The organism is Burkholderia pyrrocinia (genome assembly GCF_001028665.1).
Taxonomy (GTDB): domain Bacteria; phylum Pseudomonadota; class Gammaproteobacteria; order Burkholderiales; family Burkholderiaceae; genus Burkholderia; species Burkholderia pyrrocinia.
Window position 1 is genome coordinate 1,102,269 of sequence record NZ_CP011504.1, and the last position, 12,790, is coordinate 1,115,058.

Genomic DNA, 12,790 nt, shown 5'->3' on the forward strand with positions numbered 1-12,790 from the left:
GGATCAATCCTTCGTACGCTGTCGATACTCTTCCGCGCGCCCGATTTCTCCGCAGGCGCTGCTTCGCAGGATGGGAGAGATGCCGGCGCCACGGGCGTCATCACTCAGCAGCGTGTTCTTCAACGATAAAACGTGAAAGGAACTGCCATGTCTCATAGCTTGGATAGCGTCAAATTCATCGACGTCCTGATTGCGTTCGATGTCGAGGAGATCCTGAAAAAGAACAACAACGCGCTCGGCACGGATCCGAATCAGGCGACCTCGCTCGCGAACATCCCCGATTCCGTCTACATGATCACCCCTCTCGCGGATGCGGCGTATGGCTACAGCCAGGGCCCGCTGCAGGGTATCAACCAGGGCGAGGCCGGCAACAACATGCGGATCAAGGCCAACGTCGAGGACGAGATTTACTGGCGCACCGTGTCGCTGACGGACAAGGAAAACTACAAGTGCTTCCTGTATCGCTTCAAAGCGACCGGCCGCAACCTTCTGGGCGAGGTTACGTACCACACCGAGAACGTCTACGAGCCTTACCCGGAACAGGGCTGGCCCGACAGCAACGGTGTGAAAACAGAGCAGCGCGCGGACTACTGGGCGCAAGCCACCGTGCTCTGTCCCGGCCAGGAGACCTATGCGTTCGTCGCCGCCGTTTACGACCGGCACGCGCAACTGAAGGGCTACGTCACCTGGAATGCTTTCATCTCCATCAGCAGCCGGTGATCTCGAAGCGGCGCCTCGACAAGACCGCGACCTGATCGGCGCGAGGCGCCCGGCAGCACCGGGCGGGCAAATTCGGCCCGCCCGCCGCTTGCCGCTGGCGAATCCATCCCGCCGCCATGCAAGGACAATCGGTCAAGTCACAGAAACAGCAGCGCCGGATTCAGTTCCGGTTCGCCGCACGGCTGCGCGCGCCATCCCAATTCCACCGGAACCGAATAAAGCCGTCGCGCGCCAAAACGCGGCCAGAAATGGCACAGCCCCGGCGCGATGACCTGCACCACGGACAAGCCGATGTCGGGCCGCGTCTTGTCGACGACGAGCACGTCCATGCCGGCTGCCGCGATGCGCGCGACGCAATGCGCGAGCGCCGCCGGCAACGACGCAGCGTCGATCGGCTGCCACGTCGCGCGCATCGTGCAACGCACGCCGTTCGCCGGATACAGGAATCCGGTTGCCGAAAGCTTGTCGCGATCCCACGGGTGCGGCGCCTCCGCTGCGACATCGAGCAACTGGTTGACTTCGGTCAGCGCACGCTGCACCGCGATTCGGCCGTCCGGATGGCAGCCGAAGCCGATCGAGAAACGCCCGTCCTGCGGATTTTCCGCCAGCGCGGCCACGGTCGGCACGCCGAGATCGGTGGTGATGTCGAGCGCCCACAAACGCCACCCGAACGTCGCGTATTCGCGCACGAGCGCATCGAAATACGGATCGTCGAAACTCGCGAGATCGATGCCGGGGCGCGGGATCCGGTTGTACCACCAGATCGCGACCGCATCGCGCTCGATCAATTCGAGCATGCCCTGCAGAATCGCCTCGTCGACGCTCGATCCCGCCGCGCAGCCGTTGGGATTGTGAACGCATGCGGCGCGCGCCTGTGCACTGTCTGGCGTTTCCGCATAGCAGTAGCTGAGCGGTACGAGGTGGCGCCTGCCGGTCACGAGCGACCAGGCCGGCGTCCAGTCGATGACGTCGCGCGCCGTGAAACGCGGCGGCACCTGCTTTCGAACATCGCGGGTCAATGCGTTGATCGCATCGCGTGCGTCGAATTGCCGTTCGCTGAACTGCTGAAGATCGTTCACGTGAATCGGTACGGCATCGCATGCCGGATCGGCGAGCAGGCTTTCGATGCTTCCGGTCAGCGTCGCCTCGTCGCCTTGATACACGCTGCTGTATCGTTCGAGCGCCTCGCATAGCGCGCTCACACGCGCTTGATCGTCGGTGCGGCCTTTGCCTGAGCAGATCCTGTCGAACCGGTTGCTGGCCGGTATCGCGGCCGGGCACACGAGAAAACCCGACGCATAGACCTTGCGCAGGCCCGCGTGTCGCTTCGGCATCGGGTGCAGATACGCGATCGCGCCGCTGACCGGCGATATCAGATGGGCATAACGCTCGAACACCTGTTGCGGATCGGCGGTACGGTAGCCGCCGTCGGCGCGCGCCAACGGCGCATGATCGGCGAGACGCGGCGCCCGCGCCGCCTGCTCGCGCATCCACGCGGGATTGCCGCAGCACGGGCATTGCGGACGCTTCAGCACACGGTGCCGCTCGGCGGCCAGCGTGTCGATGCGCTGCGCCACGATATGCGTTTGCGACCGTTCCGATGCCGTGCGGTTGACCGCGATCTGCTCGACCGTCGCCACCACGAGTGCCGCCGCTGCTGCTGCCCCGGCGCGCGAGGCGGCCGGCGGCAGACGCGTCGCGTCGCTGCCGTGATGGCGCGCAAGCAGCGCCTCGACAGGCCGGTTGATGCGAATCCAGTAGCGCACGCATTCGATGCACGGCGCGTCGGCCAGCGCGCCGCCGCCGGCCAGCAACGGCCCGATCAGCGTCTGCACGCCACCGGCCGCCACGACGAGCAAGGCCCCGCCGTGCGCCGCCACGCGGGCGGCGCACGCGGCGAGATCGTCGCGGTCGTGCGTATCCGTGATCGCAACGGTCAATTCGGCGTCCGGCACGACATCGATGCCGGCCGTATCGAGCGCGCGCCTGAGCGCCGCATCGTCGGCGCCGAACGCTTCGACTGCGACGCGCAGTTGAACGACGCGCGCACAAGCCGCGTCGCCGTCGAGTCCGGCGCGCTCGAAGAAACCGCGCACCGCATCGTCGTCGTGCGGCGAGTCGGCGCGTACGTACCCGCGGCGCACCAGGTGATCGAGCCGCGCGAGCACGTCCCATTCTCCGAACGTGCCGGCAAGCGATGTCACGATCTCGGCGATCGTCATCCGCGCCCGCAAGCAGGCGGCGATCCGCACGAAGATCGCGCCGGACAGCATCGCGCGTTTGAATTCGTCGACGACGAACAGCGTCTCGGGGCCCGCATCGAGCACGAGCAAATGCGGTTTGAAGCGCAACACGCGCGAAAAATCATCAAGCATCGTCTGGTTCCGTGCAGCGGGTAAGCAAACATCGCGGTCGCGCCGCGCGACGGTGCGCGGCTCGACCGCGCCGGGTCAGCAGCAGGTGAACAGGTAAGTCGACCCGGCGTCGCAGTACGCCGCGAGTGCAACGGCCTCTTCGTCCCGGCTCAACGGCTGTTCCGGTATGCCGACCGTCATCACGTTGCGCGGCAGGTGCCAGCTCCCGCCGTCCTTCCCGTTGTCCCTCCAGCCATGATCGCCGTCCGGTGGTTCGACGACCTCGATATCGATGATCCACGGACACTGGTAACCGAAGTATTTCGCGAGCGTGTCCAGCGGCTTCTCCAGCAGCTCGCCCCTGAAGTCCGGGTTTCGCCATGAAAGCGCGATCGCACGCAGATAGACCTTCTGAAACTCCAGCATCGATTCGAGCGTCGGATTAGCGTTGTCCTTTGCCATGTCGGTTTCCCTGAAGTCATTCCATGATGGTGATGTGGTTCGCGTTGTAGGCAGCCAGCGCCTGCGCGAAGTGCTTCTCGTACGCCGGCGCGGGCGGCAGAAACAACGTGAGCTTGTTTTTCTGGCCGGCCGTCCAGTCGCCGTTGACGCCCGGTGTCCAGGCCGACGACTTGGTCTGCACCTTCAGGTCGAGATCGAACGGAAAGTGATAGTCGAAATGCTCGCGCAACGCGTGGACCGGATCGGCCTCGAGTTCCTCGAGAAACGCCTTGGAATGCCACGCGAGCGCTATCGCCCGGATGACGGTTGCCCGGTATTCGAGAAACTGTTCGTACGTCGGTAATCGAAGATCCTTGCTCATCGGTATGTTCTCCTGATTGACGAATGGAACGACTTACGGCAACGACTGCAACATCGCTCCGGCGAGCCTGGCAATGCGGCCCATGCCCGCCGTTGTTGCAACTTCGCATGCGCGCCGGCACGCGGCCAGCGCGGCCACGCCGCCGCATCGCGGGTCGGCCTGGCGCAGGTACTCGCACTTCTTCAGCAGCAGCTGTGCTTCGTAATACCGTTCTCCGGTCGACTCGCACCATGCGAGGCACTGCTCGATCTGCGCGAGCGCGGCGGGGTAGTCGCCGCGCTCGGCATCCAGCTCGGCAAGCAGCGACGCGTAGTAGGTCAGCCCGAGCAGGCCGCCCGACCGCCGCTGCGCATCGAGATGCGCGACGACGCCCGCGCGATCCCCTTGCGCCCACGCATGAATGATCGCGGCGTAGTGCCCGACCGCGCGCAGCCGATGCACTTCCGACAGACGGAGAATCGCTTCCGACAGCGTGCGGGCTGCGTCGCGATCGCCCGCCAGCTGGTGCGTGCGTGCGAGGTACATCATCGTGACGCCGAGCGTCGGCAGATGGTCGAGGCAGGTCGCGCAATACACCGCGTCGCGCGCCAACGCGAGCGAGGCCTGCGGATCGTCGTCCATGCACCAGCGCACGCTCGCGAGCGACGCCATCGTCCACGCGCGCGTATCGAGCCCCAGGAGGCGCCGATGGTCCGCGTCGCGCCGCACGTCGTAGCCGGCCAGCACCGCGTCGAACGCGGCGCGGGCGCGCGTATAGTCGCCGTCGACCCACAGGCTCATGCCGCGCATCGCGTCCGCCGCGACCTGGACGCCGGCGTCGCCGCGCTCGGTCGCGAGCGCGTCGAGCCGCATGCCGATCCCGCGCACGGTGGGGCGATCGCCGGCGACGTGGTAGTAGGTCGACAGCGTCCATAGCGCGCTGATCTCGAGCACCGGGTCGTCGAGCGTCTGCATCTGCCGCAACAGTTGCTCCGCATGCTCGCGCACCTGCGGATCCGCCCAGCCGAACCGGGCCATCGTCGCGTGCGTCAACGTGGTGCGGATACGCGCGCTGTCGTGCTCACGTTGCGCGTAGTCGGCATTGCCGAGCCAGTCGAACACGGCCTGCCCGTAACGGATCGCATCGTCGTACCGGGAACGTTCGAGCGCGCCGCGCGCCGCGTCGATGCCGTGGGCGATCGCGTTGGCGAACGCACCCGCGCGCGCGAAGTGCCCGGCGATGCCGAACGCATGCGCACCGGCGCCGCGATCGGCTTGAGCGACCAGCGCGCGGCCGACGCGTGCGTGGTTGGCGCGCCGCACGGCGGGCGGCATCGATTCATAGGCCGCATCGCGAATCAATGCGTGGCGGAACGAATAGAACACGCGATCGCGCCGATGTTGCGCGTACACGATCCGCTCTTCGAGCAGCAGCCGCAGATGCGTGTCGAGCGTGGCGCGATCATGCGGCGATGCGTCGGCGAGCAATTGCGCATCCACCTCGAGCCCGATGGTCGCGGCAAGCTGCGCGGTGTCGCGCGCGTCGTCGATCCGGTCGAACGCGAGTCCGAGCATGCCGCCGAGGCTCAGCGGAAGCGGATAAGGGTCCGTGTCCCGCAGCGCGGCGAGCGAGCCGTCCGCGCCGCTCATCGTCAGCTCGCGCGCGACGGCCTCGATGAACAGCGGGATGCCCGCCGTGCGATGGGCGAGCTGGTCGAGCCAGGCCGGATCGAGCGCGCCCTGGCCCAGACACGCAGACATCAGGCGCCGCGCGTCGTCGCGCGGCAAGCGGCGCAGCACCAGGCGTTCGGTCGCGCCGCGCCAGCGCCCGAGCTTGTCGGGGCGCGACGTGAACACGATGCCGAGCGCCGCTGCGCGCGGCGAGCGCTGCAGGTACGCAAGAAAGTCCTCGGTCGAGCGATCGATCCACTGGACGTCCTCGACGACGAGCAGTACCGGAGCGCCGTTGCCGAGCGACACGATCAGTTGCTCGAGGACGTCGAACAGCGCGTGCTGTTCGCGCGCACTCGACCACAGCAGCCCCTTCGCATCGCAGGGCAGCCCCAGCCAGGTCGCGAGCGCGACACGGGCTGCCGCATGATCGCATTCGAGCGGCGCGATCATGGCGTCGATCGCCGCGAGCGCGAAACCGGCCGGGCTGTCGGCGTCGATATGCCAATGCGCGCCGATGAATCGCAGGATCGGAAACAGCGCATGATTCTCCCGCTCGGGCAGGCACCCGCAATGCGCGAAGGCGTGGCCCTGGATCCGGACGGCCTCGCACAACTCGTGCACGAGGCGCGACTTGCCGATTCCCGCGTCGCCGACGACGAGCCTTGGCACGCCGCACGGCGCAGGCTCGCCGCGCATCGCACGACGATGTCGTGCAAGCGTCTCCTGCCACGCGCGCAACAGCGCGTCGAGTTCGCGCGCGCGGCCGACCATCGGCGCCCGCATGCCGGCATCGAGCGAATCGAACGGCGTATCGGCGCGACGTTCGCCGAGCAATTCATGAACCGGCTGCGGCACGACGCCCGCCCGCGCCAGCCGCAACGAGGTCGGCCGGTAGTCGGCATGCCGTTCGAGCGCGAGCCGCGCATCGTCACTGATCAGGATCTGCCCGGGCCCGGCAAGCCGCAGCAGCCGCGCCGCCGCCGCGGGCGTCGATACGCCCGACATGCGCGACGCATGTGTGAGAACCTGCCCGACGTGAATCGCGGCGGCCACTTCGACGCGCCAGCTTTCGCCACCGGCGTGGCTGCCGGCCGCCGCCGGCAGCCGTGCGCGCTCGGCCACCCGCACCATGTCGAGTGCCGCGCGCGCCGCGCGGCGCGCCGGCCGGTCGATGTCGCCTCGCAGGCCGAAATGGAACAGCAGCGTGTCGCCGAGCTGTCCGTCGACCTGCGCGCCATAACCGACGGCGATGTCGGCGCACTTCGTCAACCATTGCTCCTCGTAGCCGCCGAGCAAGTCGCCGTGATCGGTTCCGGCGTGGCGTTGCCGGCCCGTTCCGGTAATCGTCACGCAACAGCACAGCGTGGTGATCTGCCGGTACTCGCCGGCCGTCGCGCTCGTCTCGTTACGCGGTGCGAACGGGCGCGGACGCGTCTGCCCGCTTGCGCGGCCGGCATCGAACTGGCCGACGAGCGCGGCGAAGTTGAGCGTGCGAAACGTCGCCGCGAGTTCGTCGGCCGACGCGGCGCGCTGTTCCGGATTCTTGCTCAGCGCGCGCCGCAATACCGAGCCGAGCGGATGCGACGCGATCGACGGAGGAAGCGCGACATCCACCGGGCTGAGCTGCTGATAGAGAATGTCGGCCACGCTCGCGCCGCGCATGACGACATCGCCCGTCAGGCATTCGATCACGACCAGTCCCCACGCATACAGGTCGCTTCTGGGCGTCGGCGGCTCGTTGCGCAATTGCTCGGGCGCGCAATAGGGCGGCGAGCCGAGCACCTCGGTCGCCAGCGTCGAGGTCTGGCGCGCGATGTCTTCCGTGCCGGGCAACAACGCGCCGATGCCGAAATCGAGGAGCTTCGCGTGCGGCCCGTCGTCGGCCATCGTGATCACGATGTTCTGCGGCTTCAGGTCCCGATGCACGATGCCCCGTCGATGCGCGGCCGCGAGCCCGTCGAGCACCTCCGTCATCAGCCGGCCCGTGTCGACGGCCGACAGCGGCCCCTCCACCGCAAGCCGGTCGCGCAAGGTCCGGCCCTGTACCAGCTCGAATACGGCGAACAGCCGGCCGTCGGGTGCTTCCCCCTTGTCCAGCAACGCCACGATGTTCGGGTGCCGCAGCGCCTCGCACAGGCTCGTCTCGCGCCGAAAGCGCGCACGCTGGCGCATGCGCTCCGTCGCGGTCCGCGTGGCGTCATCCCGCATCAGCTTGATCGCGACGTCTTGTCCCGTTTCGCCGCAGGTCGCGCGAAACACCACGCCATTGCCGCCTTCGCCGAGCAGCGCGCCGAGCCGGTAATGCCACTTGCCGGCAAGTTCGGCGAAAGGCGCGGCGGGCCGCCGGGGATCAAGTGCTTCCTGCACGACGGGCGCGCGGAGCGCGATCGGCAACACGGCCGGTTCTCGCGTGTTCACGAGCAATGGACGACCGGGTCCGGCGCCGGACGATGCACGTCGATACGCGGCTGGCCGACCGGCACCGACTGGCATTCGAGATGCTCGCCGCGCATCACGCGGAACGGAAATTCGCCGAACCGGACGCTGCCGCGCCGGCGCTCGACGAGCTGGCTCGCGTCCAGCCCCGGCAGCGCCGCGAACTGGCTCCGGGCGCGGTGAATCTGCACGTTGACGTGGGACGTATCGATGCCGAGCATGCGCGCCAGCCGCTCGAGTTCGATCCAGCCTTGCGTGGCGGCGTCGTAGCCGGCCTGCATGTCGGCCGAGCGCGCCCGGGCGAGCGTGACGAGACCGTAATGATGGGCGCGCTCGCCGAGGTCGACCACGCCGCCGCGAACATGCAGCAGCATGCGCACGTGCTCTTCGTCCCGGCTGACGAAGAATTCGAGCAGTTGCGCCGACGCGGCCGGATCGGCGGGCGCGGCGAGCATCATCGTCGAGCCGTTGCGCACGAGCGCCAGGCGCCACGTGATGTCGCCGGTCGATACTTCATCGCCGTCATGGAGCGCGCGCGGCGGCAACGTGTCGTCGCACAGCCATTCGCCGGCCGGCGACCGGACGATCGTGACCGGCTGCGCGGCGCGCGCGGCCAGGATCTGGCGCGGCGCGAGCACGATCGGATGCGCGGCGCCTCGTATCGGCCACAACGTATCGGCCGGATCGTCGAGCGCATCGACCCGCCACGGTGCGGTGCCTGCCCTGCCGAACCGGATCACGTCGCCTGGTTGCAGCACCGCGTGCTCGCCGTCGCGCAACCGCACGCCCGATACCGACGTGCCGTTGCTGCTGTGATCGTGGAGCTCCCACAGCCCGCCGATCCAGCGGATATGGGCATGAACACGGGACACCGACGCATCCCGGATGACCGTGTCGCAGCGCGCGGCGTCGCGGCCGAACACGTGATACGCGCGGAGCAGGCATGCTTCTCCGGAGGAATCGTTCTTCAGTATCGCCATGGCCGCTCCGCGTCGGATTCGCCCGGATCGCTCGAGTGACGCATCGGCGCTGCCGGGCGAGCGATTGATTCGATGATCGCGAACAATGCCGACTGTTCGCCGCCTCGTTACCTGTTTTCTCGTCAGCTTCCTTTCGAATCGTTGCTCATCCGGCACGTGTTATTTCGATCGATTGAATTATCGACCGTTTTGTTGTTTTAAAATCGAGCAACTTGTTGAAAATCCTGCCAAATAAAATCATGCACCGCAACCGGAATACTCAATCCCGGGTTTTATATTGCAATGCTTTACATTTTCTACGGATTTTCGGGGTGCAAATAAAGGGTCGAAAATCTTCATCGGCTTGCGGGCCATGACCGATGTGCATTTCCTGGGTGAGATCACATTGAATGACGTGACGGATTCAAGCACCTTTGCCGGCGCGGACATTTTGTTTGATGAACCGATAATAAATTAAATCATTTCGGTAATTTAAATGATGGTCGCCGGCGTTTTGTAAATCAGCGTTCCTTCATTTATTCCGACATGCCTTTGCGTCACGGCGAATTTCTCGCAGTGTGATCGGCAAGCGAATAAGGGTCGGCACGGCGGCGCCTTATTGAACGCGCCGCGCAGCGCCTGTTGCGTCGACGTCGGCGACAGCAGTTCGCCAGGCAGCAATTACATGTCGGCAGCGTGCGCACCGAAAGCGACGACAGGAAATTGCCTGGAAATGAGTACCGACGCAGGGTTGCGACGGACCGGCCAAGCGCAATCTGGCACCGCTATTTATCTGACCGGCTCACCAGCAATCGGTGACGGGCAATGCGCTAGAATCACCGCGGGCAGGCAGACGTTCGAACCTTGCGTGCCATAGAAAGAAATCGAGAGGGCTCATGTTCAAGGCTATAGCAGGCATTGCGATCGGGGTCGTTTTTCTCGTTATCGCGGCTGTCATCGGATGGTCTACCCGCGATTTTCTGCACACTGCGATCGCCGTCCCCGGCGAAGTCGTGAGCCTCAATGCCGGTGGAAGCCACCCGCAGATCGAGTTCGTGACGAAAACCGGCGAACGCGTATCTTATCCGCAAGGCGGGATGATCTACGGCACCAAGGTCGGCGATAAGGTCACTGTTTTGTATCAACCGGAGGCGCCCGCACGCACTGCCACGATCGACCGGTTTGGCGCCGTGTGGAACTGGACGTTGATGGCGGCAATTTTCGGCGCCGGATTCATCTTCTTTGCGGTGATGAATTTTCCGCCCAGAAAATAACAGCATCTGAGAGGATCGGCCGTGTCAATTCTGAGACCAAGCAACTGGAGCTATAAGACCGGCGCGACGGGGGGCATCAGCATCGAATTCGTCGTCGCTTCGGGAGGCACAATCGTTCTCGCCGACCCCGGCGGACATGAAACCGATTTTTACTACGGCGGTGCAGGAGTCGGCATCGGTTTCGGTCTTCGTCTCCCGAAGATCAAGCTCCCGCGGTTTTCCTTGCCGGAGATCAAGATACCGAAGATCGCCGGGCACGAGGTCGGGGGAGCGGGCTCTCTCAAGTCCTTCGACAGTGCAGGGCTCGTGTACATGGCGCCAGCGTTCAGTGGTACTGAACTCGCCAAGTCCGATTTGCAGGGCGCCACGGTGTACCTCGACGGCGGCGTAGGTATCGGATACGGCAAGGCAGGGTCGGCGATGATTCTTGGAATCAATTCAGCGCAGCTCGCCCTGGGGTTGTCGAATCCCGCGATGACCTGGCTCGCGGATATCGCGATTGCGCATGCCCCTGCGGTTCTGCTGATGGGCGGCACGACCGTTGGCTTGCAGGCAGGCGCTGGCGCCGGCATATTGGTCGGCTATCTGCATTGACTAGATCAACGGCCGCGTTCCGGTCCGCGCGGGACAGCGTTGCAGTTCCCGACCCGTCTGCGACGAGGAAATAACCAGTTCTACGAAACTGTTCGCCGGAGCGTACGGTGCGAACAGCCGGTCGAGCATACGCGCGAACAGGTGCAACGTGACGTCGCGCAACGCTGTTTCATCAAGAGATACGACAATTTCGACACCGCGCACAAACGACGGAAACTGGCTGTCGAGTGACATCCACCGGATAGCGGGTTGGTGGTCGAGGCCGGCGATCGCGTCAATGCTCCGTTGCGCGACGATGCTCGCACGCGGCGCGTGCAATCTCAAAAAGTCCTTGAACGCCTTCAAGCCCGTTCGGGTCAGGTCGAACGGGTGCAAGGACATGCCGGCCAAGACTCGCCACAAGGTATCGTGCCCGCGCGGCAGAGTACTCGGCAAGGTCGGGCGCGTGAGCAACCGAATCGGGCACGCCAGCGCCGCGCCCTCGTGAAGCAGGTCGCTGTCCCGCGCGCCGATCGGCAACCGCGAAGGCAGGTCGCCGTTGGTGGCCGTGACATCGACGTCGACTTGCGGATGCTTCAGTTGGGCGGCATTACCTTCCAGTCCGACGAGCGATAGCAGGAGCGGCGCTCGCGCGGTTCCGGCCGCTGCGTACGGATCGCGAAACGCGGTCCAGTAGGCGACCGCGGGATCGACGGAGCGGGCATGGCTGAACGCGCGATAGGGCAGCACGTTCGTTCGTGCCGGGTTCCTGGTCGATGGCGCGCTTTTTTCCTGTTCAGACTGCATCCGATCGCCCAGATGAACGGCATCGACCGAATACACGTCGAGCGGGGAACCGGTTTCCAGCGGCTCCGGCGTGACCGGGTACGCGCTATCGGCGCTCGTCAACTGGATCGGCGTCGCATCTCGCCTGAACAGATTGACCACCGGTGTGCAGAACAGCCGGAAGGATGCAGCATCGAGGTCGGTCAATACCTGTGCGCTGGCCGATTCCGCCGGTGTGTCCAGGATTGCGAGGTGCAACGTCAGTCGCTTTGCCGCCGTCGCGTGCGCAGCGCGCCGCATTCGTCCCAGATCGATGTCAACGAAGTCGAATTTCTCGGGGAACGCGAAAGACTCGATCAGGGCTTGGTACGCGTCCGACGTGTCGGTCGATTCCTTCGGCAACAGCCGTTCATTCTCGCCGAAGCCCACCGATTCAATCGGGATTTTGGATAGTGCCGTCCACCGGCCACTCTGATCGACCTCGACAAACGCGGCGCCCGCACGCAGCAGCAGCGCATCGACGAGCGCGGCGACACGCGGCCGATCGCCGGACAGGTAAATGCGAACCGCACCGGACGGGATCGCGTCATCGAAGGTCTCGGTCGGCGTCGTGCTGGCGAACCCGACGGAGAGTATGCCGGTGACATTTGCAGGCAATCTGACGACGGCGGGAACCAATGTGGCCGGCGCGTAGCGTACCGAGTGAATTCGCAATGGCGACAACGCGACGTCGTAAATCGTCTGAAACCGGCACGGTGCCGCATTGGCATCGAGCAACGTGCCACGGGGCATCGTGAACGGCGTCGTCAGTTGACCGAATAGATCGGTCGGGTCGAATTGCGCGATAGCACACGAAGGCACGGTCCGCAGGTATTGCGGGTACAGTACTTCGAGCAACGAATCGGTAAATTCTGGATAGGTGTCCTCAAGCTTCGCGTCAACACGCGCGGCAAGCAGTGCAAACGTCTGGATCATCCGGTCGACATGCAGATCGCCTTGCCCGTTTGCAACCCCGAGTCGCGCGCCGATCTTCGGATAGCGTCGGGCAAATTCCGTGACGCCGCGTAACAGCAGGCCGACCTCGTATTCGTAGTGGGGCAGCAGGTTATCCATTCACCTCCCCTACAACTCCGTCCCCATATTCAAGGTACAAGAATCGCGAAACTTGATCTTTACGACGGAACGCAGTTTAAAATTCACTGACGAATAATA

Annotated in this window: 9 protein-coding genes; 3 read left to right on the forward strand and 6 right to left on the reverse strand. The window is 65.1% G+C overall.

What is annotated here, in order from left to right:
* The first annotated feature begins 132 nt into the window (after window positions 1–132).
* Entirely contained in the window at window positions 133–720 is a 588-nt protein-coding gene (locus ABD05_RS21220) for an AidA/PixA family protein (RefSeq protein WP_238594179.1), read from the forward strand.
* A gap of 137 nt (window positions 721–857) precedes the next feature.
* Here ABD05_RS21220 and ABD05_RS21225 read toward each other — a convergent pair whose 3' ends face one another.
* The 5 genes from ABD05_RS21225 to ABD05_RS21245 all read right to left on the reverse strand — a co-directional run bounded on the left by ABD05_RS21225 (window position 858) and on the right by ABD05_RS21245 (window position 8,966).
* Window positions 858–3,095, reverse strand: coding sequence for a TOMM precursor leader peptide-binding protein (locus tag ABD05_RS21225; RefSeq protein ID WP_047902068.1), 2,238 nt, complete (start codon window positions 3,093–3,095; stop codon window positions 858–860).
* Window positions 3,096–3,170: 75 nt separating this feature from the next.
* Window positions 3,171–3,536 carry a BMA_0021/BMA_0022 family TOMM bacteriocin gene (locus ABD05_RS21230; protein ID WP_047902069.1) on the reverse strand — a complete coding sequence of 122 codons (366 nt, stop codon included), beginning with the start codon at window positions 3,534–3,536 and terminating at the stop codon, window positions 3,171–3,173.
* Window positions 3,537–3,552: 16 nt separating this feature from the next.
* Window positions 3,553–3,897, reverse strand: coding sequence for a BMA_0021/BMA_0022 family TOMM bacteriocin (locus ABD05_RS21235; protein ID WP_047902070.1), 345 nt, complete (start codon window positions 3,895–3,897; stop codon window positions 3,553–3,555).
* A 33-nt stretch (window positions 3,898–3,930) separates the two neighbouring features.
* Entirely contained in the window at window positions 3,931–7,968 is a 4,038-nt protein-coding gene (locus ABD05_RS21240) for a TOMM system kinase/cyclase fusion protein (protein WP_047903704.1), read from the reverse strand.
* Window positions 7,965–8,966 carry an FHA domain-containing protein gene (locus ABD05_RS21245; RefSeq protein ID WP_047902071.1) on the reverse strand — a complete coding sequence of 334 codons (1,002 nt, stop codon included), beginning with the start codon at window positions 8,964–8,966 and terminating at the stop codon, window positions 7,965–7,967. Before ABD05_RS21245 ends, ABD05_RS21240 begins: the two co-directional genes overlap by 4 nt.
* An 875-nt stretch (window positions 8,967–9,841) precedes the next feature.
* On the opposite strand from ABD05_RS21245, the gene ABD05_RS21250 reads away from it, so the two are divergent.
* The gene (locus ABD05_RS21250) at window positions 9,842–10,219 is read left to right on the forward strand and encodes a DUF3592 domain-containing protein (protein WP_047902072.1); all 378 of its coding nucleotides are present in this window, start codon (window positions 9,842–9,844) and stop codon (window positions 10,217–10,219) included.
* A 21-nt stretch (window positions 10,220–10,240) separates the two neighbouring features.
* Window positions 10,241–10,813, forward strand: a complete 573-nt coding sequence (locus ABD05_RS21255) for a hypothetical protein (RefSeq protein WP_047902073.1) — start codon at window positions 10,241–10,243, stop codon at window positions 10,811–10,813.
* On the opposite strand, the gene tssF is transcribed toward ABD05_RS21255, so the two are convergent.
* Window positions 10,814–12,691 carry a type VI secretion system baseplate subunit TssF gene (gene tssF / locus ABD05_RS21260; RefSeq protein WP_047902074.1) on the reverse strand — a complete coding sequence of 626 codons (1,878 nt, stop codon included), beginning with the start codon at window positions 12,689–12,691 and terminating at the stop codon, window positions 10,814–10,816.
* Between the last annotated feature and the right edge of the window lie 99 nt (window positions 12,692–12,790).

Coding starts and splice junctions, on each gene's coding strand:
- ABD05_RS21225 (WP_047902068.1), bottom strand. CDS start 3,095: ATGCTTGATGATTTTTCGCGCGTGTTGCGCTTCAAACCGCATTTGCTC.
- ABD05_RS21230 (WP_047902069.1), bottom strand. CDS start 3,536: ATGGCAAAGGACAACGCTAATCCGACGCTCGAATCGATGCTGGAGTTT.
- ABD05_RS21235 (WP_047902070.1), bottom strand. CDS start 3,897: ATGAGCAAGGATCTTCGATTACCGACGTACGAACAGTTTCTCGAATAC.
- ABD05_RS21245 (WP_047902071.1), bottom strand. CDS start 8,966: ATGGCGATACTGAAGAACGATTCCTCCGGAGAAGCATGCCTGCTCCGC.
- ABD05_RS21250 (WP_047902072.1), top strand. CDS start 9,842: ATGTTCAAGGCTATAGCAGGCATTGCGATCGGGGTCGTTTTTCTCGTT.
- tssF (WP_047902074.1), bottom strand. CDS start 12,691: ATGGATAACCTGCTGCCCCACTACGAATACGAGGTCGGCCTGCTGTTA.